Below are 22829 nucleotides of genomic sequence, written 5' to 3'. Positions count from 1 at the left end.
CCCGTCACCCGCAATGGGACAGGGCGACCAGCGCTGGGGCTCCCTGTGCGGTGGCCCGGCGCCACTGGTCACGGGTCGTCTCGTCGATGCCGTCCTGCTTGGCAGCCCGGTAGGCGGCGTAGTCGTAGGCGATGGCCCCGCGCTCGCGAGCGAGCGGCGTCCCGGACAGGTTGCCCCGGACCTGGAGCTTGGCCAGCCAACCGGCCGCGTGGCGAGCAGCACCACACCTGCCGTCGGTCAGGAAGGCCCAGCCGGCGAGTCCCGTGCTGTTCGAGTTGGCGCCCGACGTGGGTCCGGAGCCACCGAAGGCGCCGGTCGCCCTCTGGTGGCGCTTCAACCACCGGCCGGCGTCGCCGAGGGCGGCCCTCAGAGCACGATGGCCCTTCGAGACCGCCGTCAGCTCGACGACGGCCAGTGCGGTGACGTCGGTGTCGGCCGGGTCACCCTTGCCGCAGCCCTGGTCCGGGGACGTCTTGTCCGGGTTGAATTCCAGACGGAAGTAGCCCGACCGGCACTGCTGCTCCAGGAGGAAGTGAAGCGCCTTGCCGGCGATCGGGCGGTGCGCGGCGAGCAGCCCGCGGACGGCGAACACCTGGCCGATGGTGTTGGCGAAGTCTCCGGACGTCGACTTGTCCTGGATTCGCCCTGCGATCGGGGCGTCCGTGGCGACGCGGTCCACCATGCGTCGTACCAGGTTGACACCACCGAAGTTCCAGGCGCCCCCACCGGTCTGCTGCGCGACCACCAGCAGCTTCGCGGTGGCGCCGGCGTACCGGTCGGTGTGGAACGTCGTGTAGTTGTTCACGTGCCGGGCCAGCGCCCTGCGCGCCTCCTTGATGTCGGAGCGGTGACCGCCGATGGCCTTCAGGCCCAGCACCGTGTCGGCGGTGAGGCCGTAGTCCTTGAACTTGAACTGCCGGTTGTAGATCAGGCCGTGCTTGTTGAGCTGGTCCGCGAGCCAGGTGGCGCCGTGACCGGCCGGCGATGACGACGAGACGGCGTCTGCCGGGGAGCCCGCGGCGGCCATGGTGGCGGCCAGGGCGGTGACGACGACGGCCGAGCCGGCACGTCGTACGACGGATCGTCTGGACATGATTTCCTTCCCGCTGCGACAGCGGGCAGGCGCACCGGGAGCGGAGCCGGAACCCACCCGCTGCGTTCCTCGACAGCGTGTGTTAGGGACGCGTCGTAGCAGGTGCTCCGGCTCGTCGTGCCTCCACGAGAAGGGCACGACCCACGGTTGCGGGTCAGCGCCGGAATTCGACCGGCTTCCCCCGCCACGGGCGTGACTGGATGTGATCACCGGCAGGCTATCCCTACTCGCGGCCTGCGGAGCAATCGAGTCCGCGCCTCGGCCCTCGGACCCGTCCAGACGGTGGCGGGCGAGCTTCGTCGAGCCCCCGCCGGCATCCGCTCTGCTTCGGTCGAGCACCCATCCTGGACATCGACATCCTGGTCAGCCGGGACGAGGTCCCCGGGCCGTGGCAGCCCTCTAGACGATCGGCTACCGGCATCGAGGAGCTGCGCCAGATCTAGAGGCTCAACGATCCACCGGTCTGATCTCCACGACCATCACCCAGACCGGATACCCCGTGCAAACCGGAAGCCGGCAACGGCCCCGGGGGAAACCGCCTGGCCCCTCCTCTGAAGCCAAAAGACCGCAACCCACCACCCACCGCAAGGTCTAGGTCAGTCGCTCGAGAATCAGCTCCCGGACCCTGTTGGCGTCGGCCTGGCCCTGCATCTCCTTCATCACCGCGCCGATCAGCGCGCCGGCCGCGGCGACCTTGCCGTCGCGGATCTTGTCGGCGACGTCGGGGTTGGCCGCGATGGCGTGGTCGACGGCGGTGCCGAGCGCACCCTCGTCGGAGACGATCGCCAGGCCGCGAGCGGCGACGATCTCGTCGGGCGTGCCCTCGCCGGCCAGCAGGCCGTCGAAGACCTGACGGGCGAGCTTGTCGTTGAGCGTGCCCTCGTCGACCAGGGCCTGTACCCGAGCGACGTCAGCAGGCGTGACGCCGAGGGCGGCGAGCTCGGTCTCGGACTCGTTCGCGCGTCGAGCCAGCTCCCCCAGCCACCATTTCCGCGCGGCCTGGGGTGCGGTACCTGCGGCGATGGTCTCCTCCACCAGGCCGAGCGCGCCGGCACCCACGGTGTCGCGCATCTCGAGGTCGGAGAAGCCCCACTCCGTCTGCAGCCGAGCCCGCCGGGCATGCGGAGGCTCCGGCAGTTCCGTCCGCAGCTGCTCGACCCATTCGCGACTCGGAGCGACCGGCACCAGGTCGGGCTCGGGGAAGTAGCGGTAGTCCTCGGCGTCGGACTTCTCGCGCCCGCTGGTCGTGACCCCGGTGTCCTCGTGCCAGTGCCGGGTCTCCTGCAGGACCTTCCCGCCCTCGGACAGCACGGCGGCATGCCGCTGCATCTCGTAGCGCGTCGCCCGCTCGACCGACCGCAGCGAGTTGACGTTCTTGGTCTCGGTACGGATGCCGAGCGTGGTCCCTTCGACAGGCTCAGGACGGCGCTCGACAGGCTCGACCGACGATTTCGGCGCCAGCGACAGGTTCACATCGCAGCGCAGCGATCCCTGCTCCATGCGTACGTCGCTCACGCCGAGGCCGAGGAGCAGGTCGCGGAGCTGGGCGACGTACGCTCGAGCCACCTCGGGCGCCTTCGCGCCGGTACCGAGCACCGGCTTGGTGACGATCTCGATCAGCGGGATGCCGGCCCGGTTGTAGTCGACCAGTGAGTAGTCGGCGCCGTGGATGCGTCCGGTGGTGCCGATGTGGGTGGACTTGCCGGTGTCCTCCTCCATGTGGGCGCGCTCGATGCCGACGCGGTACGTCTCTCCGTCGACCTCGACGTCCATGTACCCGTTGAAGGCGATCGGCTCGTCGTACTGCGACGTCTGGAAGTTCTTCGGCATGTCCGGGTAGAAGTAGTTCTTCCGCGCGAACCGGCACCACTCCGCGATCTCGCAGTTCAGCGCCAACCCGATCCGGATCGCCGACTCCACGGCCTTGGCGTTCACGACCGGCATCGAGCCCGGCAGCCCCAGGCAGGTGGGGCAGACCTGGGTGTTCGGCTCGGCGCCGAACGTCGTCGGACACCCGCAGAACATCTTGGTCGCGGTGTTCAGCTCGACGTGCACCTCGAGTCCGAGCGCGGGGTCGAACCGCGCGAGGACGTCCTCGTACGACAGCAGGGTCTCGGTCATTCCTCGCCCTCCTCGAGCAGCGAGAGCGCCGGTGCCTGGTCGAGCAGCGGCCCGCCCCACTCCTGGGCCAGCAACGCCTCGAGGGCGGCGCCGACGCGGTAGACCCGGTCGTCGGCCATCGCCGGTGCCAGGATCTGGACGCCCGTCGGCAGCCCGTCCTGGTCGGCCAGCCCGCTCGGGACCGAGATGCCGGGCACGCCGGACAGGTTGGCCGGGATGGTCGCGAGGTCGTTGAGGTACATCGCGAGCGGGTCGTCGACCTTCTCGCCGATCTTGAACGCGGTCGTGGGCGCCGTCGGGCTGACCAGCACGTCGGCCTGACCGAACGCCGCCTCGAAGTCGCGCGTGACCAGGGTGCGTACCTTCTGCGCCTGCCCGTAGTACGCGTCGTAGTAGCCGCTCGACAGGGCGAAGGTGCCGAGGATGATCCGACGCTTCACCTCGTCGCCGAACCCGGCCTCACGGGTCGCCCGCATGACGTCCTCGGCGCTGGGCTCTGCTCCGTCTCTGGCAACGTCCGGCGTGACCCGCAGGCCGTACCGCATCGCGTCGAACCGGGCGAGGTTCGACGACGCCTCGGCCGGCAGGATCAGGTAGTAGGTCGCCAGCGCGTGCACGAACGACGGGCACGACACCTCGACGACCTCGGCACCGGCCTTGGTCATCAGCTCGACCGACTCCTCGAACCGGGCGAGGACGCCCGCCTGGTAGCCCTCGCCGCCCAGCTCCCGGACGACACCGATGCGGACGCCGGTCAGGTCACCGTCGGCACCCCGTCGAGCCGCCTCGACCAGCGCGGGGACGGCCTCCTCGATCGAGGTGGAGTCGAGCGGGTCGTGCCCGCCGATCACGTCGTGCAGCAGCGCGGCGTCGAGCACGGTGCGGGTCACCGGGCCGGCCTGGTCGAACGAGTTGGCCAGCGAGACGAGCCCGTAGCGCGAGATCCCGCCGTACGTCGGCTTCACGCCGATCGTGCCGGTGACCGCAGCGGGCTGGCGGATCGAGCCGCCGGTGTCGGTGCCGATCGCCAGTGGTGCTTCGTACGCCGCGACCGCCGCTGCACTGCCTCCGCCCGAGCCGCCGGGGATGCGGTCGAGGTCCCACGGGTTGTGGGAGGGACCCCAGGCGCTGTGCTCGGTCGACGATCCCATCGCGAACTCGTCCATGTTCGTCTTGCCCAGGATCGGCAGGCCGGCAGCGCGCAGCCGGGCGACGACCGTCGCGTCGTACGGCGGCACCCAGCCCGCGAGGATGCGCGAGCCGCACGTCGTCGGCAGCCCGCGGGTGGCCAGGACGTCCTTGACCGCGATCGGGATCCCGTCGAGCGGACCCCATGACTTCCCAGCCGCACGGCGAGCGTCGGAGGCCGCTGCGTCACGCAGCGCGCCGTCCGTGTCGACGTGCAGGAACGCGTGCACGGCGCCGTCGACCTCGCCGATCCGGTCGAGCGCGGCCGAGGTGATCTCGACACTGGTCGTCTCGCCGGACGCGAGCGCCTCGGTCAGCTCGACCGCTGTGCGCTTGTCCGCGCCACGGGCGCTCACTGCTCGTCCCCCAGGATCCGCGGCACCTTGAACCGCTGCTGCTCCACCTCCGGCGCACCGCTCAGCGCCTCCTCGGCCGTCAGGCCGGGCCGCACGACGTCGTCACGGAAGACGTTGGTCATCGGCAGCGTGTGGGACGTCGGCGGCACGTCGTCGCCGGCCACGCCCTGGATCGAGGCGATCGACTCGAGGATCACGCTCAGCTGCGGCGCGAGGTGGTCGAGCTCGGCGTCGGTCAGGTCGATCCGGGCGAGGTCGGCGAGGTGCGCCACCTCGTCGCGCGTGATCGTGTGCTCGGAGGACTCGGGCATGCGTTCATCCTATGGATGCGGCGATCGACCCAACCATCCGGTTTCGCCGCAGCATCTGATCGGGTGACCAGCCCACCGAACAGCTCGGAGATCTCATGGCACGACCGCCCTCGGACGCGGAGTTCACCGAGTTCGTCCATGCCTCGTGGCCGGCGCTGTACCGCACGGCGTACCTGATGCTCGGCGACCGCGCGTCCGCCGAGGACCTCGTTCAGACAGCCCTGGCCAAGACCTACGCCTCGTGGAGGAAGGTCCGAGACCTCGGCGCCGCCCGTGCCTACGCCCGGACCACCCTCGTCAACACGGCCTCGAGCTGGTTCCGCAAGAAGGGCTGGCGCAACGAACAACCGACCGACACCTTCCAGGAGCGGGGGTACGACGAGGACCCCAGCCTGCGCCCGGCGCTCATGCAGGCGCTGGCCCAGCTGCCACCGCGGCAACGGGCCGTGGTGGTCCTCCGCTTCTACGACGACCTGTCGGTCGCCGACACCGCACACGCCCTCGGCTGCGCCGAGGGGACCGTGAAGAGCCAGACCTCCGACGCCCTCGCCACGCTGCGTCAGCTGCTGGGCGAAGCAGTCATCCCGCTGGAGACAGGAGCCCGCCATGACTGACCGACTCGCCAGCCTCATGCACGGCGAGGCCGAGACGCTCGACATCCCGGCACCGCCGGCCGCCGAGATCCTGGGCGCCGGACGCCGGATGCAGCACCGTCGTACGCTCGTCCGCGGTGCCGCCGGGGTCGCCGTTCTGGCGGTTGCCGCGACCACCGTCGGAGTGCTGACCCTGGGGGGCGGGGGCAACGCCACGGACACGGGTCCGGCGGCCGGCTCGACGCCGGATCTCGCCTACGGCGTCGGCGACACCGTCTATGTCGGCCAGCACGCGACACCGGTGCGGATGCCCGAGGTCGCCCAGACGCTCTACTACACCTCGGCCGGCGTCCTGGTCCGCACCAACAAGGACGGCTCCTCCGACGGCGGAGCGCCCTTCCACTTCGAGCTGGTCGGGACCGACGGGACGACGTCCGAGATGGGCGTCACCCTCCGTGACGTGGTGCCGTCGACGGACCCGGCGCAGCCGTACCTCGCCTGGGCCACGATGACCGACGGCAGGATCCGGGTCGTCGTGCACGACGTCAGCACCGACCGCGACGTCGCACGCGTCGACGTGCCCGGCACGTTCAGCTGGGGCGGCTGGGAGGCGCCCCCGGTGGCGCTGTCCGGTGACGAGGTCTACGTCGGCACCGACGACGCGACCACGGTGGTGGACTGGCGAACGGGGAAGGCCACCACCACCGCCACCATCCCGAGTTCGACCCTCCCCGAGGTCGAGGGCGGCCGGACCGTCGTCATCCGGGGCGGAGAACAGTCCGCCGCCACGGCAGACGTCGTCGACGTGGCCACGGGCGAGGACGTCATGGACATCCCGATCACGTCCGAGACCCAGGTGCAGCTGTCCCCCGACGGCAGGTTCGCGATGACCTCCGGATACGCGCCGACGGGCACCTCACGCGTCATGGTCTACGACCTGGCAACCAGCCAGGCCGTCCAGCTGCCGGGACCAGCGGCCTACGGCTGGACGACCGACGGCTCGCTGTACCAGGTGCACGGGTCGACTCTGACCTTCTGCGAGCCCACGACCGCGGCGTGCCGCGACCTGACGGTGCCTCGCGTGAGCACGGATGCGCTCGTCCGTTACGCCGGATTCGCCTTCGAGAGCTGACCGTCGAGGCCGGATCCGACCGACGGAAATTTGACCATTCGTCCGCGTCACACCTTGGCCAAACAGCCTACGTCGGTGATCCGTGCGGGCTAGCGTGCTGGAAAACCACACGCTAGCCACCCCCCAGGCTGACTATGAAAACCGCTCTCCACACGGTCCGAGAGACCGAGGTTTCCGGCGTCCTGTGCTTCTTCGCGGACACGGGCCGGCCGGCTTCCGCTGCCCACCTGATCTTCCGTCACGGCATGGCCGACGAGCCACTGCCCGAGACCGGCTGGCTCCGCCTGCTCGAGCACCTCGCCCTGCTCGACCGCGAGACCCTGAGCCGGCCGATCCACGGCGAGGTCACGATGCTGCTGACCCGCTTCGCGGCGTTCGGCGCCGCCGAGGAGCTGACGCACCGGCTCGGCCGGCTGTGCAGGTGGATCGCCGAGCCCGACTTCCGGCTGCTCGCCCGCGAGCGCGGGGTGCTCCAGGCACGGGCCCACCAGCGGCACGACCCGTTGAGCCGCTCCCTCACCTGGAGGTACGGCGCGACCGGGCCCGGCGTCGCCAGCTACGCCGAGGTCGGCGCCCTCCGGGCGACCCCCGAGCTGCTCGCGGAGCGAGCCTGGCGGGTGTTCAACGCCGCCAACGCCCTCCTGGTGCTCGACGGACCTCCCCCGGCGGATCTCAAGCTGGGCCTGCCCGCCGGCGAGTACCTGCCGCCCTTGCCGGCCACCCCGGTGAACCGGCGCCTGCCCGCGGCGTACCGCGACGACGCCGGCCTGACCCTGAGCGGCGTCGTGTCCCGCACGCACGAGGCGACGTTCCTGCCCGCCGTCCTCGAGCGAGCCGTCCACGACGGCCTGCGCGAGCGGCTCGGCGGGGCGTACGCACCCTGGTCGGGGATGACCGAGGTCGACGACCAGCACCTGGTCGTCGGGGGCGGCTCCGACGTCGTGCCCGACATGCGCGCCACCGTCGCGCACGCCGGGATCGACGTGATCCGGCGGCTGGCCGAGGACGGGGTTCCGCGTGCGTGGGTCGAGGAGGCCGTCCAGCAGCGGCTCAGCCGACTCGACAACCCCTCCGCGGTGACCGATGTCGCGCTGGAGTCGGCGTACGCCGCCCTCAGCGCCCGCGTCCCGCTGAGCCACGAGGAGCTGATCGAGCAGCTCCGCACCACCAACCCGCAGCTGGTCGACACCGCGGTGCGCGAGCTGCAGGCGACCCTGCTCGTGGGCCTGCCCGAGGACGCCAAGCTGGCCCGCGGGCTGAAGCTGGTGACGTTCCCCGAGTCCGAGCCGGTGGGCGAGGGCAAACGGCACAGCCACGTGGACTGGCCCGCCAACCTGTCGACGTTCTCCACCGATGCCCAGGTCGCCGAGGAGCTCGACGGCACCACAGCCCGCGCGATGAAGCTGGCCGACGTGGTCGCGCTGTTCGCCTGGCGCGACGGCACGCGACAGCTGGTCGGGCGGGACGGCTCCGTGCTCGAGATGGAGGCGTTGCAGTGGATGAACGGCGAGAAGCTCGCCGCGGCCCTCGACGCCGCCGTCCCCGACGACCTGCACGTCCCGATGCCGGACCGCGAGGTCACGTTCCGTCGGATGGGGCTGCCCGAGCGGTGCGCGATCGGGTTCGCACGGGCCGCCAACACCAAGCCCGGCCTGATCGTGCTGATGTCGTTGATGCTGCTGCTCACCGTGTGGTCGGTGATCGGCGGCCACCGGGTGATGGCCTTCTTCCTGCTGGTGCTCAGCGGCGCGCTCGGCGCCCAGCTGTGGCGGCTCGAGGGTGGTCAGCTCAAGACGACCTCGCCGCCGGCCACGCCCGAGCAGGCTTGAACGTCCGCCGGAGCCCGAACGTCCGTCAGAGCCCGCCGGGGCCCCTCTCGAGCAGCACCTTGAACCCGCCCTCGTCGAGGATCGGGACGCCGAGCTGCTCGGCCTTGTCCGCCTTGGAGCCGGCGTTGTCGCCGACCACAACGTAGTCGGTGTTCTTCGACACCGAGCCCGCTGCCTTTCCGCCCCGCGAGACGATCGCCTCCTTGGCGGAGTCGCGGGAGTAGTCGACCAGCGAACCGGTGACCACGACCGTGAGCCCCTCGAGCGTCCGCGGCGTCGACTCGTCGCGCTCGTCGGCCATGCTGACCCCGGCGGCTTCCCACGTGTCGACGATCTCGCGGTGCCAGTCGACGGTGAACCACTCGATCACGGACGCGGCGATGGTCGGTCCGACGCCCTCGGCGGCCGCCAGTTGCGCCTCGGAGGCACCCCGGATCGCGGCCATCGAGCCGAACTCGACCGCCAAGGCCCGGGCCGCCGTCGGCCCGACGTGCCGGATCGACAGCGCCACCAGCACCCGCCAGAGCGGCACCTGCTTGCGTCCGCCGAGGTTGGCGAGAAGCCCTTCGCCGTTCGCGCTCAGCTGAGGGCCCGCCTCCCCCTTCTTGGGAGCGCGCGTGAACAGGTCGGTCTTCAACAGCTTGTCGCGATCGAGGTCGAAGACGTCGCCCTCGTTGGTGATGACGCCTGCGTCCAGCAGGGCATGAGCCGCCTCCGAGCCGAGGCCCTCGATGTCGAACGCCCCGCGGCTCGCCACGTGGTAGACGCGGTCGAGCAGCTGAGCCGGGCAGGCACGCGTGTTGGGACAGCGGAGGTCCTTGTCACCCTCCTTCTGCTGGACCAGGTCGGTGCCGCACGAAGGGCAGGTCGTGGGCATCACCCACGCCGTCAGCCCCTTCGGTCGGAGCGGGAGCACGGGTCCGACGATCTCGGGGATCACGTCACCGGCCTTGCGCAGCACGACGGTGTCACCCGGCCGGACGTCCTTGCGCTTCACTTCGTGGGCGTTGTGCAGGGTCGCCCGCTCGACGGTGGATCCGGCGACCTTGGTGGGCTCCATCACGCCGAACGGCGTCACCCGGCCCGTGCGGCCCGTGTTGACCTCGATCGACAGCAGCTTGGCGTTGACCTCCTCGGGCGGGTACTTGAACGCGATCGCCCAGCGCGGCGCGCGTGACGTCGAGCCGAGCCGGCGCTGCAGGGACACGTCGTCGACCTTGATCACGACGCCGTCGATCTCGTAGGGGACGATCGTGTGCCGGTGCTCGCCGGCGTTCTCGATGTAGGCCCTCACCCTCTCCAGCGACGGCAGCACCTCCACCCTGTCGGAGGTCGGGAGGCCCCACGCCCGGAGCGCGTCGTAGGCCGTCGACTGCGACACCGGCTCGAACCCCTCGCGCGCGCCGATGCCGTGGCAGACCATGCCGAGCGCCCGCGACGCCGTGATGCGCGGGTCCTTCTGTCGCAGCGAGCCGGCCGCGGAGTTGCGCGGGTTGGCGAACGGCGGCTTGCCCGCCTCGGTCAGCGACTCGTTGAGGCGCTCGAACGCCTCGACCGGCAAGAACACCTCACCGCGCACCTCGATCAGGTCGGGGACCGGGAACTCCTCGGTGTCGGTCAACCGGTCGGGCACGGAGTCGATGGTGCGGACATTGCTCGTGACGTCCTCACCGGTGCGCCCGTCGCCTCGCGTGAGAGCCCGCGTGAGCCGCCCGCGCTCGTAGAGCAGGTTGATGGCGAGCCCGTCGACCTTGAGCTCGCACAGCAGCGCGGGTGACGCGACACCGTCGCGGGCCAGCCGGGCGTTCCACGCCTCGAGCTCGTCGTAGGTGAAGGCGTTGTCGAGGCTCTCCATGGGTCGGATGTGGTCGACCGCGGTGAAGTCGGTCGAGACTGCGCCGCCGACCTTCTGGGTCGGGGAGTCAGGCGTGCGGAGCTCCGGGAACTGCTCCTCGATCGCCTCCAGCTCGCGCAGGCGCTGGTCGAAGTCGGAGTCGGACAGGGTGGGGTCGTCGAGGACGTAGTAACGCCACCGCGCGTCGTCGATCTCCTCGGACAGCTGACGGTGGCGTTCCTTGGCCTCGGTGGTCGCCGACTGCGGTTCGCCCATGGCGCTATCTTGCCGGGTCGCACCGACAGCCCGACCGGTGACGTTGCGCGGTCCTAGGATCCGCTCGTGGACGATCCCAAGCACCTGGTCGACTTCCGGAGCCCGCTGCTGGTCCAGATCGTGAACTCGGTCGGACTGGGAGACCTGCTCGCTGAGGGCCCGCGCTCGGTCGAGGAGATCGGCGCGGCGACCGGCTGGCGGCCCGACCTTGCCGCGCGGGTGTTGCGGGCCTTGGCGCCGCGCGCGCTGTTCCATCGCGATGAGGACGGCCGCTGGTCGCTCACCGAGGCGGGACAGGTGTTGAGGAGCGACCATCCCGACTCCGTCGCGACGGCCCGCTACTCGGGATTCGAGGTGGGGGGATGGACCCGCATGCCCGAGACCCTGCGCTCGGGCGTACCCGCCTTCGAGCTCACCTTCGGCACCAGCTTCTGGGACTGGCTGGCGCAGCATCCCGGCGACCGCACGGAGTTCGACGAGAAGATGCGTCGCCGGCTGCCGGCCATGCTGTCGATGGTCGCCGACTACGACTGGCCGGAGACCGGCCACCTGGTCGACGTGGGGGGCGGCACCGGGACCCTGCTCCTCGACATCCTCGAGCGCCGCCCGCGGATGACCGGCACGCTCTTCGACGTACACGAGACCGTCACGACGGCCCGCGACCGGGTCGCCTCGTCCTCGGCCGCGCAACGGTGCGACCTCGTCGCGGGCAGCTTCTTCGACGTGGTTCCCGAGGGCGGGGACATCTACCTGCTCTCCCAGATCCTGCACGACTGGCCGGACGAGGCTGCGGTCCGGATCCTGGCGACCGTACGCCGCGCGATGACCGCGGAGGGCAGCACCCTGCTGCTGCTGGAGGGGATCTTCCCCGAGGTGGACACCATCGGGTTGGGCCTGCTCGACCTGCACATGCTGGCCATGTTCGGAGCCGGTGAGCGGGACCGCAACCAGTGGGAGTCGCTCCTCTCCTCGGCCGGGTTCCGGTTGGAGGACGTCGTCTCCGGTGGCTACACGAGCTGGCTGAGGGCGGTGCCCGCTTGAGGGCGCTCAGCCGCCACGACTCGGTCGGGTCTCCGGCGTTCGCCGTGCTGGTGCTGCACGGCGGCAAGGACCGGTCGCGGGCGACGGTCACCGCGAGCAGCCTGTCCTGGCAGCGTGGCGTGGCGCTCGCCCGCACCCTCGGGCGGCACCTGCACCGGGACGGCGTCGGGGTACGGCTGCTGCGCTACCGCACGGTGGGCTGGAACGGGGACGGTGCCGACAAGATCGAGGACGCGCGGTGGGCCTTGGACCTGATGCGCGACGAGGTCGGCGAGGTGCCGGTCGCCCTGGTCGGTCACTCGATGGGCGGTCGTACGGCGTGCCACGTGGCCGACCACACCATGGTCCGCGGTGTCGTCGCGCTCGCCCCCTGGTTGCCGCCGGAGGAGCCGGTCGCCGCGCTGGCCGGCCGGGAGCTGCACGCCGCGCACGGGCGGCGCGACCGCGTGACCAGCGCCCGCGCCACCCGCGCGTACGTCGACCGGGCCGCCGCGGTCGCCGCGGCCACGTCGTTCACCGACATGGGCGACCGCGGCCACTACCTGCTCAGCGGCATCCACGCCTGGAACTCCTTCACCCTCGACCGGGTACGCCGCGTCCTCGGCTGAGCTCGCCCCGGCGGCGAGGAGCAGACCGGAGAGTTCCTCCGGACTCCGGATGAAACCGATTTGTTTCATCCGTGATGCTCCACTACTCTCATCATGGAACGAAACCGTTTCGTTTCATTTCGATCACGGACAGGTGACGATCCGATGACGCCCGAGGCCACTGCCGCCGCTGCCGCCGCCCGACCGCGCGTCGAGGGTGACCGCGAGCAGGAGATCCTCGACGCCGCCCTCGCGGTGCTCGCCGACGTCGGCTACGACCGACTGACGATGGACGCCGTCGCCCACCAGGCCAAGGCGTCGAAGGCGACGTTGTACCGGCGGTGGAACTCCAAGGCGACGCTCGTCGTGGAGGCTCTCGCCCGCTCCAAGGGCATCCCGGTCGTTCCCGACACCGGCGGCCTGCGGAGCGACCTGCTCACGGCGTTCTGCGGGCTGGGCGGCCTCACCGAGCACGGGACCACCGCCACGCTCGGTGCGGTGATGACCGCGGTGAGCACCGACCCGGAGTTCGCCCGCGAGTTCCGCGCCCAGGTCGTCGAGCCCAAGGCCCGCGTCTCGCGCGTCATCTTCGAGCGCGCCCGCGACCGAGGCGAGCTCCGCGACGACCTCGATCTCGACCTCGTCGCGGCGGCCCTGGCCGGGATCGTCCTGCACCGCGTGTTCGTCTTCGGCGACACGCCCGACCAGTCGCTCATCGAGCGCGCGGTCGACCAGATCATCCTGCCGGCTGTCAGGCCGCAGGGCTGAAGCCCGTCAAGAAGTCACGCAAAGAAGTCACAGGAGTAAGGAACCGTATGTCCGACCTGACCGAAACCGTCGGGACGCCCGAGCCGGAGGTCACCACCTCCGGCAGAAGGCAGCACCTCGGCTGGGCACTCGTGCTGATCTGCATCGCCCAGCTGATGGTGGTCCTCGACGCAACCATCGCCAACATCGCCCTGCCGTACATCGGCAAGGACCTGAACATGTCCGGCACGAACCTGACCTGGATCGTGACCGGCTACTCGCTCGCGTTCGGTGGCCTGCTGCTCCTCGGCGGCCGCCTCGGTGACCTCTACGGCCGCCGCAGGATCTTCATGACCGGCCTCACGCTGTTCGCGGTCGCGTCGCTGCTCGGCGGCTTCGCCCAGAACGAGGCGCTGCTGCTCGGCGCCCGGGGCATCCAGGGGCTGGGCGCCGCGCTCGCGTCCCCGGCGGCGCTCGCGCTGATCACCACGACGTTCCCGGCCGGCCCGGCGCGCAACCGCGCCTTCGCGGTGTACGCCGCGATGTCCGGCGCGGGTGCGGCCGTCGGCCTGATCCTCGGCGGCTGGCTGACCGGCCTGGACGTCTCGATGTTCAACAGCCACGACGGCTGGCGGCTGACCTTCCTGATCAACGTCCCGATCGGCATCATCGCGGCGCTGCTCGCCCCACGTTTCCTCAGCGAGTCGGAGCCCCACCCGGGCCAGCTCGACGTCCCCGGCGCGATCGCCGGCACGGCCGGTCTCCTCTCGGTGGTCTACGGGCTCACGCGCGCCGGCACCGCGGCGTACGGCTGGCACGACGGCTGGACGATCACCAGCCTGTTCGCCGGCGTCGTGCTCCTGGTGATGTTCATGCTCGTGGAGACGAGGGTCGAGCACCCGCTGCTGCCGTTCCGGATCTTCGCCAACCGCACCCGGGCGGCGAGCTTCGCGGCGATGATGCTGCTGCCGGCGGCGATGTTCGCGATGTTCTTCTTCCTGTCGCTGTTCATCCAGAACGTCATGGGCTACAGCCCGCTCAAGGCCGGGTTCGCGTTCCTGCCGTTCAGCGTGTGCATCATCATCAGCGCCACGATCGTGTCCAACCTCGCGAACCGGATCGACCCGCGCTACATCGCCGGTGTCGGCACGCTGATGGCGTCGGTGGCTCTGTACGGCTTCTCGCGGCTCAGCGTCCCGGACAGTGGTACCGACGTCCTGAACGCGGCCGGCCAGGGTCACCACCTCGGCTCGGACGTCAGCTACTGGACGCAGATCCTGCCGTTCGTGTCCTTGATGGCGCTCGGGATGGGTGCGGTGTTCGTGCCGCTGACCCTGACCGCCGTCCATCACGTGCGGGCCGAGGACTCCGGCATCGGATCCGGGGTGCTCAACACGATGCAGCAGGTCGGTGGTGCGCTCGGTCTGGCGATCCTGTCGACCGTCGGCAGCCACTTCACCAACAACCACATCTCGCAGATCGCACCGACCGTCGGCCGTGGTCTGTCGCAGCTGGACCCGCACGTCCAGTCGCAGCTGATGGCTCAGCTGGGGGTGGCATCACCGGGTGAGCTGGTCGCACGGCTGTCCTACCTGGGCGGGTTCTCCACCGGCGCCACCCACGCCTTCCTGGTCGGGGTCTTCCTGATGCTGGCCGGCTCGGCGATCGTCTGGCTGTTCCTCGACGTCAAGCACGAGGAGCTGGCCACCGACGCCCCCGAGCGGGAGAGCGTGCACGTCGGCTGATCCTGAGTCGCACCGACGACGCCCCCGGAGCAGCGCTCCGGGGGCGTCGTCCTGTCTGGGCTGTGGCTTCGGCAGCTCCGGGTGGACGGTTCATCACGCTGAGTGGTCGAGCCGGCGCTGGGCCAGGTGAACTCCGCTGGCCATGTGCGGATTCACCTACCCAGCGTGATGAACCGTCAGTGCCGGCCCCGAGCGTCAGCGTTTCCGGGCGAGGCTGACGCCGTCGCGCACCGGGAGCAGCACGACGTCGACCCGGTCGTCGGCGACCAGGGCCTCGTTGAGGTCGGCGATGGCCCGGTCGCTGTCGTCCTCCGGGTCGAGCACCCGCCCGCCGCGGAGCATGTTGTCGAGGACCATCAGCCCGCCCGGACGCAGCCGCGGCAGGATCTCCTCGACGTACGCCGGGTAACCGGTCTTGTCGGCGTCGATGAAGGCGAAGTCGAGGTACGGCTCACTCGGCAGCGACTTCAGCGTCTCCACCGCCGGCGCGATCCGCAGCTCGATCTTGTCGCCCACGCCGGCCCGCTCCCAGTAGCGCCGGGCGACCGATGTGTACTCCTCGCTGACGTCGCAGCACAGGAGGTGCCCGTCGACGGGCAGGCCGCGGGCGATGCAGGTCGACGAGTAGCCGGTGAACGTGCCGACCTCGACGGCCTGTCGGGCGCCTGTCAGCCGGACCAGCATCGTCAGCAGCTCGCCCTCGTCGTGGGTGATCTGCATGACCGACTGAGGTGCCAGGTCGCGATGTGTCTCCTCGGCGAGATCACGCATCACCTCGTCGGCGGGCTCGGAATGGGCGAGCAGATAGTCGTTGATGGCGGGGTCCACGATGTCCATGCCGCCGAGTCTGCCGTAGGTCTGTCAGCCGGAGAACCGGCCCACGTGACCGCCTTGTGCGTCGTACCAGATGACGTACCGGCCGTTGGCCCGTGTGTCGCCCACCATCCGTTCCCGACTACTGCCCAGTCTGACGAGCTGACCGGTGGAGAGGTCGTCGACATAGGGCGAGATCGACCCGTCGGACGCGTCGCCCTCGAAGGTCAGCAGGTCGCCGGAGAGTCGGATCTGCTGCAGGTACCCGGGCGACGTGGACGTGATGTCGGTGACCAGTCGTCCGTCGAGATCGGTCACGACGAGATGGGACGAACCCGGGCACGCCTCGAGAAGCGAGATGAGGTGACCGTTGGTCGTGACGGCTCCCGTGAGGTTTCCGTCGACGAGAAGGGAGGGATTCGGCAGCCCGCAACCCGAGTCCAGAGGCATCGGCACCGTGCGCTCGACCCCGGTGCTGAGGTCGACTGCCTTGACGGTGGTGCCGTCGGTCCAGACCGCCTCGCCGCCCCCGACCGCGATCTCCGCCGCATCGGCAGGCTTCTCCGCGCGCAGCACCGACGGGTCCTCCGGATCGACCGAGTAGAGGGACACCCACTGCCGTGGACTCGAGGCCGTCGCCGCGTTCTGTCGCGTGACGACGCTGAACCAGACCCGACCGTCCTCGTACCAGATGGAGCGGACGGGGTGGACCCCGCCCGGTGTCTGACCCGACACCCCGGACAGGTCGTTGCTGACCGTGATCGGGTGCTGACCTTGCGCGTCGGTGAGCAGGTAGTCGAGCGTCCCCGCGTTCGGCTGCTCCCAGGCGAGCCCGCCGTCCCCGGTGAACGACGGCTGCCAGATGTTCGACGGGGAGACGGACCGAGGTGCCAGCACGCCGGCGGGTGCTTCTCCGGGTCCGCCCACCATCTCGTAGGTAGCCGAGAGCTCGGTCGTCGAGCCGCTGCTGCTGGTCACCTTCATCACCACCAGCCGGCCCGAAGCGTCCACGTCGGCGTACTGCCCGATCGGTGCCAGCGGCCCCAGGTGGTTCGCGACGGACGGCACGCCGTAGTCCAGGGTGCTGAACCCGGCAACGGACGACGCGGGGACCGCGTCGACCACCGACTGGTGCAGGTCATGCGGCGTCCCGACCGGCTCCGGCGCCTGGTGGCCGGACCGGGTCGTGCCGTAGCCGATCGCGCCCGCGGCGAGCACAGCCACCGCCAGCCCGGCGGCCAGGCTCGTCGTACGCCGCTGCTGCCGCCGGGCGGCCAAGCGCGTGATGTCGGAAGCCGCATGCGGCTCGGGCGGCGCGAACGACGTCGCGCGCTCCATCAGGTCGGTCAGGTCGCGGGGCATCGTCACTCCCTCCCGCTCACGAGCAGCTCGTCGTTCGTCTCCCGGGCGAAGGCGGCCTGCAGGGTCTCCAGCCCGCGCGCCGTCTGCGACTTCACGGTCCCCTCGGAGATCCCCAGGACGGCCGCCACCTCGCTCACCGACAGGTCGTCGTAGTAGCGCAAGACCAGGCAGGCCCGCTGTCGCGCCGGCACCTGCGCCAGGCACCGCGTGAGCAGCTCGCGATCGGCCGACCGATCGGCATCGTCGGGGCCGCCGGTGTCGTGGATCTCGTCGACCGGCACCTCCGTGCTGGACCGCCGCCGCTTCGCGTCGATCACCACGCTCACCACCGCCTTGCGGGCATACGCCCGGGCCTCGGCATCGCCACGCAGCCGTGGCCAGTGCCGGTACACCCGGATCAACGCCTCCTGCACGAAGTCGCTCGCCAGTGACCAGTCACCGCACATCAGGTACGCCGTGCGCCGCAGCCCCGGTTGGCTGCTGAGCACGAAGGAGGTGAACTCCCCCGCGTCGCGTCGTGCCATCGCCGTCCTTCGCCTGTCCCGAGCCGGCCATCCGACGGGGCCGGTCACCTCACGAACGAGGTGGCGGTGCCGCCAGGTTGCACGGACCGTACGCCGGGTTCAGCGCCCGACGGCGTACCCCTGCGCCCCGCGCGAGTTGGCGCCCGCGCCGAGCAGGCCCGTCTCGGCGTCACGCGAGACCGCGCAGAGCCGCCCCAGCGTCCACGGCCCGACCCGGGTGATGCCGTGACCGCGCCGGGCCAGCGCCCCGATGACCTCGTCTCCGAGCCGGTCCTCGACGACCAGCTCCCCGGGACTCATCTCGCGCGGGTAGAACGAGCTCGGCAGCGAGGTCGTGTGGAACATCGGCGCATCGATCGCCTCCTGGATCTCCTGCCCGCCGGCGAGCAGTCGGAGCAGGAACACCAGCTGCCACTGGTCCTGCTGGTCGCCGCCCGGTGTCCCGACGGCGTACGCCGGTACGCCGTCGCGCAGCACGAGGGTCGGCGACAGGGTGGTGCGCGGTCGGCGACCTGGGACCAGTGAGGACGGCAGCCCGTCGTCCAGCCAGAGCATCTGCAGGCGGCTGCCGAGGCAGAACCCCAGCCCCGGCACCGTCGGCGAGCTCTGCAGCCAGCCGCCGCTCGGGGTGGCCGAGATGATGTTGCCCCACCGGTCCACGACGTCGAGGTGGCAGGTGTCGCCCTTGGTCTCGCCGGTCCACAACAGCGTCGGCTCGCCCAGCCCCGATGCCTCCGGCGCGCCGGACTCGTGCAGCACGTGCCGGGGCAGCCGCGCGGTCCGACCGCCCGGCGATCCCGGCCGCAGCTCCGCCGACGCCACGTCACCGACGAGGGCCAGCCGCTGCTCGACGTACGCCGGGTCCAGCAGCTCGGCGACGGAGAGGTCGCTGCCGTCGCCGTACCACGCCTCCCGGTCCGCGAAGGCGAGCTTGAGCACCTCGGCCGTCACGTGCGCGCCCTCGGTCGTCGACGGGTCGAGCGCATCGTCGGGGAGCCGGTCGAGCATGGCCAGCGACTGGAGCAGCACCGGTCCCTGGCCCCAGAGGTCGGTCTTCGCGACCTCGAAGTCCCGGAACCGGTGGGTGACGGCCGGCTCGTACGACGCGCTCCAGGCCGCCATGTCCCCGCCGGTGAGCACGCCGGCGTGCGGCTCGCCGCTGGAGTCCAGGAAAGGCCTTCGGAGGAAGCGGTCCACCGCCTCGGCGACGAACCCCTCGCCCCACGCGCGCCGGGCGGCGTCGTACTTCTCCTCGCGGCTCGGCCCGGCCGCCTCGGCGATGGTCACGAGACGATCGAGCACGTCGGCGTACGCCGTGTTCGCGACGAGCTCCCACGGGCGCGGAACCCGGCCGCCCGGCATCCAGTGGGCCGCCGAGGTCGGCCAGTGCTCGGTGAACATCTGCTGCATCGTCGCGACCGTCGACGCCGCGCGCGGAAGCAGCGGGTGCCCGTGGCGCGCATAGCCCGCGGCGTACGACAGGACGTCGCGGAGCGATCTGGTGCCGTGGTCGCGGCCCAGCATCAGCCAGGCGTCGACGGCACCGGGAACGGCCGCGGCCAGCGGCCCGGACCCGGGCACGAGGTCCAGACCCAGGGCGCGGAAGTGCTCGACCGTCGCGCCCGCCGGGGCGGTTCCCTGCCCGCAAAGCACGGTCGGTGTCGGATCTGCGGCGGTCGCGAAGACGGCCGGCACCTCGCCACCGGGGCCGTTCAGATGTGGCTCCACCACGTGCAGGACGAACGCGCCGGCGAGCGCGGCGTCGAAGGCGTTGCCGCCCGCCTCGAGCTCGGCCATCGCGGACTGGGAAGCGAGCCAGTGGGTGGTGGACACCATGCCGAACGTGCCGCGCAGGGTCGGCCGGGTCGTGTGCTCCGTGGTCACCGCTGCTCCCGGACGGCGTCCGAGGTGCCCGAGAGGTTCCGGCCGACGGCGCGGCACAGGTCGCTGGCTCGGCGTGCCCACGCGGGCGACGCTCCCGCGAGGCCGCACGCCGGAGTGACGACGAGCAGGTCGGAAACGGCGTCCGGGTCGAGGCCGAGCACGTCGAGCACGCGGAGCACACGCTCGGTGAGACCCTGCTCGCTGGGCACGGTCTCCGGCTCGGTGACCGGGACGACGCCGAGTGCGACCCGTTCTCCCGCGTCCAGCGCCTCGGCGAAGGCGTCGAGGTCGTCGGCGCCGAGCACCGACAGGTCGCCGCTCAGGCCACGCGCACCGGCCCCCCGCAGCAGCGCCCACGGTGTACCCGCCGCGCAGGAGTGCACCCAGGGCTCGGTGCCGGCCTCGTCCAGCACCCACTCCAGCGCCTCCGACGCCTCGGGCGGGTGGACGGCCCGGTGCTTGCCGAACCCCGAGGCCGTCGGGACCGCCCCGGACAGCACTGCCGGCAGCGCGGGTTCGTCGACCTGGACGACGACGTGCTCGGCGGCGACGCGGCGGCGTACGTCCGCGAGGTGGGCGGCGACGCCCTCGGCCAGAGCCTGGGCGAGCTCCCGACGAGCTCCGTGGTCGGCCAGCACCTTGTCTCCGCGTGGCTTCTCGACGGTCGCGGCCAGGGTCCACGGTCCGGTCAGCTGCACCTTGAGTACGCCGCGGAAGTCCTGGCCCTGCTCCTCGAGCTGGTCGAGGTCCTGGGCGAGCAGGGAGCGGGCACGACGGTGGTCGACGCCGGAGCTGTCGGTCAGCCGCCAGCCCGCGGGTTGCAGGTCGAAGCCCAGGTTGCTGATCGTGGCCAGGGTGCGACCGACCATGCCTGCCGCGACACCACGACCGGGGAGCTCGGGCAGGTAGGGCAGGTCCGGCACCTCGCCGAGCACGACCCGAACCGCCTCGGCGTACTCCTCGGCGTCGGTGCCCGGCCAGGACCCGACACCGCTGGCGATCGTCACGGCCCCTCCGACGTGAGCGGTGAGACAGCCACCTTTCTTGGCCACGCGAAGGTGGCTGGCTCACCGCCGGTGGTAGCGGTCACGCCGATGCGCCGACCCGGGCGGTGGACGTGATCGTCGCCGAGCCGACGACGCGGGTGCCGTCGTAGATCACCGCGGCCTGACCCGGCGCGATTCCCTGGGCCGGGTCGATCAGCTCGATCGAGACCTCGTCGCCGTCGACCTCGATCCGTGCCCGGTGCTCGGCGCCGTGGGCGCGCAGCTGCACCGTCCCCTCCAGGCTTGCGCACGGCGGGAGCGCGGCGCCGCACCAGCGCGCGCGGTCGGCGGCGATCCGGTCGACGGTGAGGGCCTCGCGGGACCCGACGGTCACGGTCCCCGAGACCGGTTCGATGTCGAGCACGTAGCGCGGCCGGCCGTCGGGCGCAGGCGTGCCGAGCCGCAGACCCTTCCGCTGCCCGATCGTGAAGCCGAACGTCCCCTCGTGGCGGCCGAGCTCCTCCCCCGAGGACGCGTCGACGATGGCGCCGCCATGGTTGGGCGCACGGTCGCCGAGCTTCTCGCGCAGCCAGCCGGCGTTGTCGCCGTCGGCGACGAAGCAGATGTCGTGGGAGTCCGGCTTGTCCGCGACGAGCAGTCCGCGGGCCGCGGCCTCCTCGCGCACCTGCGGCTTCGGGGTGTCTCCGAGGGGGAACATCGAGTGGGCGAGCTGCTCCTGCGTGAGCACGCCGAGCACGTAGGACTGGTCCTTGCCCGGATCGACCGCCCGGTGCAGCTCCGTCGTCTCGTCGGCGGCGATGCGGACCCGGGCGTAATGGCCGGTCGCGACGGCGTCGAAACCGAGGGCGAGGGCACGGTCGAGCACGGCCGCGAACTTGATCTTCTCGTTGCAGCGCAGGCACGGGTTGGGCGTGCGGCCCGCGGCGTACTCGTCCAGGAAGTCCTCGACCACGTCATCGTGGAAGCGTTCGGAGAGGTCCCAGACGTAGAACGGGATGCCGATCACGTCCGCCGCGCGGCGGGCGTCGTTGGCGTCCTCGATGGTGCAGCAGCCACGCGCGCCGGAGCGGTACGACGCGGGGTTGCGCGAGAGGGCCAGGTGGATGCCGGTCACGTCGTGTCCGGCCTCGGCGGCACGCGCGGCGGCCACCGCCGAGTCGACGCCGCCGGACATCGCGGCGACGACCTTCATGAGATGCGCGCCCCCCGGGCACGTTCGACAGCGGGTCCGATCGCCTCCACCAGCTTATCGACGTCGGCGTCGGTCGAGGTGCGGCCGAGGGTGAAGCGCAGCGAGTGCCGCGCCCCCTCGTCGTCGAGGCCCATGGCCAGCAGGACGTGCGACGGCTGAGGCACTCCGGCCGAGCAGGCCGAGCCGGTCGAGCACTCGATCCCGCGGGCGTCCAGCAGCATGAGCAGCGAGTCGCCCTCGCAGTCCGGGAAGCCCAGATGGGCGTTGCCGGGCAGCCGATCCTCGGGGGCGCCGTGGAGGTGCGCGTCGGGCACGGCCCCGATCACCCGGCGTACCAGCGAGTCCCGCAGGGCCGTCACCCGTTCGGCGTACTCGGGCTGCGCCTTGACCGCGTGCTCGACCGCGGTCGCGAAGCCGGCGATCGCCGGCATGTCCAGGGTGCCGCTGCGGATGTCGCGCTCCTGCCCGCCGCCGTGGAGCAACGGCGTCAGCGTCAGCTCGCGGCGCAGCACCAGAGCACCCACGCCGTACGGTCCCCCGAGCTTGTGTCCGGTCAGCGTGAGCGCGTCGACCCCGCTCGCCGCGAAGTCGACCGGCACCGCCCCGACGGCCTGGACGGCGTCGGTGTGCATCGGGATGCCGTGGGCGGATGCGACCGCGACGATGTCCTCGATCGGCTGGATCGTGCCGACCTCGTTGTTGGCCCACATCACCGAGATCAGCGCGACCGAGCCGGGGTCGCGCTCGACGGATGCCCGAAGGGCCTCCAGGTCGAGCCGGCCGCCGCTGTCGACGGGCAGCAGCTCGACCTCGGCGTGCTCCTCCTCGGCCAGCCAGTGCAGGGCGTCCAGCACGGCGTGGTGCTCGACCGAAGAGCTGAGGATCCTGACCTGGGCCGGGTCAGCGTCGCGCCGCGACCAGAACAGGCCCTTGAGGGCGAGGTTGTCCGCCTCGGTGCCGCCGGAGGTGAAGACGACCTCGCCGGGGCGGCAGTTGAGCGCCTGCGCGATCCGCTCGCGCGACTCCTCGACGACACGCCGGGCCGCGCGGCCGCTGGCGTGGAGCGACGACGGGTTGCCGACGTCGCCGAGGTGAGCGGCCATCGCCTCGACGGCCGCCGGGAGCATCGGAGTGGTCGCGGCGTGGTCGAGGTAGACGGTCTGGTCGGGGGCGTCGTGCATGTCAGACCCAGGG

Annotated in this window: 19 protein-coding genes; 7 read left to right on the top strand and 12 right to left on the bottom strand. The window is 71.3% G+C overall.

Annotation, left to right across the window (positions count from 1 at the left end):
• Positions 1 to 4: 4 nt before the first annotated feature.
• From VGK78_RS15745 to gatC, 4 genes are all read right to left on the bottom strand, one after another.
• Entirely contained in the window at positions 5 to 1093 is a 1089-nt protein-coding gene (locus VGK78_RS15745; protein WP_331528641.1) for a hypothetical protein, read from the bottom strand.
• Between the two features lie 591 nt (positions 1094 to 1684).
• A complete protein-coding gene (gatB, locus tag VGK78_RS15740; RefSeq protein WP_331528640.1) occupies positions 1685 to 3214 on the bottom strand; it encodes an Asp-tRNA(Asn)/Glu-tRNA(Gln) amidotransferase subunit GatB in 1530 nt (509 codons plus the stop codon).
• Entirely contained in the window at positions 3211 to 4758 is a 1548-nt protein-coding gene (gatA, locus tag VGK78_RS15735) for an Asp-tRNA(Asn)/Glu-tRNA(Gln) amidotransferase subunit GatA (RefSeq protein WP_331528639.1), read from the bottom strand. Before gatA ends, gatB begins: the two co-directional genes overlap by 4 nt.
• On the bottom strand, positions 4755 to 5069 hold the full coding sequence (gene gatC / locus VGK78_RS15730) for an Asp-tRNA(Asn)/Glu-tRNA(Gln) amidotransferase subunit GatC (protein WP_331528637.1): 315 nt from the start codon (positions 5067 to 5069) through the stop codon (positions 4755 to 4757). Before gatC ends, gatA begins: the two co-directional genes overlap by 4 nt.
• A gap of 95 nt (positions 5070 to 5164) precedes the next feature.
• On the opposite strand from gatC, the gene VGK78_RS15725 reads away from it, so the two are divergent.
• The 3 genes from VGK78_RS15725 to VGK78_RS15715 all read left to right on the top strand — a co-directional run bounded on the left by VGK78_RS15725 (position 5165) and on the right by VGK78_RS15715 (position 8623).
• Positions 5165 to 5683 (top strand): SigE family RNA polymerase sigma factor, encoded by a 519-nt coding sequence (locus tag VGK78_RS15725; protein ID WP_331528636.1) that lies wholly within the window; start codon positions 5165 to 5167, stop codon positions 5681 to 5683.
• Complete coding sequence (locus tag VGK78_RS15720; RefSeq protein ID WP_331528635.1) at positions 5676 to 6794, top strand: hypothetical protein; 1119 nt, start codon at positions 5676 to 5678, stop codon at positions 6792 to 6794. Before VGK78_RS15725 ends, VGK78_RS15720 begins: the two co-directional genes overlap by 8 nt.
• A 245-nt stretch (positions 6795 to 7039) precedes the next feature.
• Entirely contained in the window at positions 7040 to 8623 is a 1584-nt protein-coding gene (locus VGK78_RS15715) for a hypothetical protein (RefSeq protein WP_331528634.1), read from the top strand.
• Between the two features lie 25 nt (positions 8624 to 8648).
• On the opposite strand, the gene ligA is transcribed toward VGK78_RS15715, so the two are convergent.
• Complete coding sequence (gene ligA, locus VGK78_RS15710) at positions 8649 to 10733, bottom strand: NAD-dependent DNA ligase LigA (protein WP_331528633.1); 2085 nt, start codon at positions 10731 to 10733, stop codon at positions 8649 to 8651.
• Positions 10734 to 10799: 66 nt separating this feature from the next.
• Between ligA and VGK78_RS15705 the strand changes: the two genes are divergently transcribed.
• From VGK78_RS15705 to VGK78_RS15690, 4 genes are all read left to right on the top strand, one after another.
• Complete coding sequence (locus VGK78_RS15705) at positions 10800 to 11774, top strand: methyltransferase (RefSeq protein WP_331528632.1); 975 nt, start codon at positions 10800 to 10802, stop codon at positions 11772 to 11774.
• Positions 11771 to 12382, top strand: coding sequence for an alpha/beta fold hydrolase (locus VGK78_RS15700; RefSeq protein WP_331528631.1), 612 nt, complete (start codon positions 11771 to 11773; stop codon positions 12380 to 12382). Before VGK78_RS15705 ends, VGK78_RS15700 begins: the two co-directional genes overlap by 4 nt.
• Before the next feature lie 144 nt (positions 12383 to 12526).
• Positions 12527 to 13129: a TetR/AcrR family transcriptional regulator gene (locus tag VGK78_RS15695; RefSeq protein ID WP_331528630.1), complete on the top strand. Its 603-nt coding sequence runs from the start codon at positions 12527 to 12529 to the stop codon at positions 13127 to 13129.
• A gap of 47 nt (positions 13130 to 13176) precedes the next feature.
• Entirely contained in the window at positions 13177 to 14853 is a 1677-nt protein-coding gene (locus VGK78_RS15690; protein ID WP_331528629.1) for an MFS transporter, read from the top strand.
• 195 nt (positions 14854 to 15048) lie between these two features.
• On the opposite strand, the gene VGK78_RS15685 is transcribed toward VGK78_RS15690, so the two are convergent.
• The 7 genes from VGK78_RS15685 to VGK78_RS15655 form a co-directional block, all read right to left on the bottom strand.
• Positions 15049 to 15690: an O-methyltransferase gene (locus VGK78_RS15685; protein ID WP_331528628.1), complete on the bottom strand. Its 642-nt coding sequence runs from the start codon at positions 15688 to 15690 to the stop codon at positions 15049 to 15051.
• Positions 15691 to 15714: 24 nt separating this feature from the next.
• Positions 15715 to 17028: a hypothetical protein gene (locus VGK78_RS15680; protein WP_331528627.1), complete on the bottom strand. Its 1314-nt coding sequence runs from the start codon at positions 17026 to 17028 to the stop codon at positions 15715 to 15717.
• A gap of 2 nt (positions 17029 to 17030) precedes the next feature.
• Positions 17031 to 17552: a SigE family RNA polymerase sigma factor gene (locus VGK78_RS15675; RefSeq protein ID WP_331528626.1), complete on the bottom strand. Its 522-nt coding sequence runs from the start codon at positions 17550 to 17552 to the stop codon at positions 17031 to 17033.
• Positions 17553 to 17651: 99 nt separating this feature from the next.
• Positions 17652 to 19436 (bottom strand): gamma-glutamyltransferase family protein, encoded by a 1785-nt coding sequence (locus VGK78_RS15670; protein ID WP_331528625.1) that lies wholly within the window; start codon positions 19434 to 19436, stop codon positions 17652 to 17654.
• Positions 19433 to 20443, bottom strand: a complete 1011-nt coding sequence (locus VGK78_RS15665; protein ID WP_331528624.1) for a methionine synthase — start codon at positions 20441 to 20443, stop codon at positions 19433 to 19435. The genes VGK78_RS15670 and VGK78_RS15665 overlap by 4 nt, the downstream gene beginning before the upstream one ends.
• Positions 20444 to 20522: 79 nt before the next feature.
• Positions 20523 to 21635 carry a tRNA 2-thiouridine(34) synthase MnmA gene (gene mnmA, locus VGK78_RS15660; protein WP_331528623.1) on the bottom strand — a complete coding sequence of 371 codons (1113 nt, stop codon included), beginning with the start codon at positions 21633 to 21635 and terminating at the stop codon, positions 20523 to 20525.
• A complete protein-coding gene (locus VGK78_RS15655) occupies positions 21632 to 22816 on the bottom strand; it encodes a cysteine desulfurase family protein (protein WP_331528622.1) in 1185 nt (394 codons plus the stop codon). Before VGK78_RS15655 ends, mnmA begins: the two co-directional genes overlap by 4 nt.
• Positions 22817 to 22829 lie beyond the last annotated feature (13 nt).

Origin of the sequence: Nocardioides sp. (assembly GCF_036503465.1) — a bacterium.
Lineage (GTDB): Bacteria > Actinomycetota > Actinomycetes > Propionibacteriales > Nocardioidaceae > Nocardioides.
This window is presented reverse-complemented; position numbering and strand designations above follow the sequence as displayed.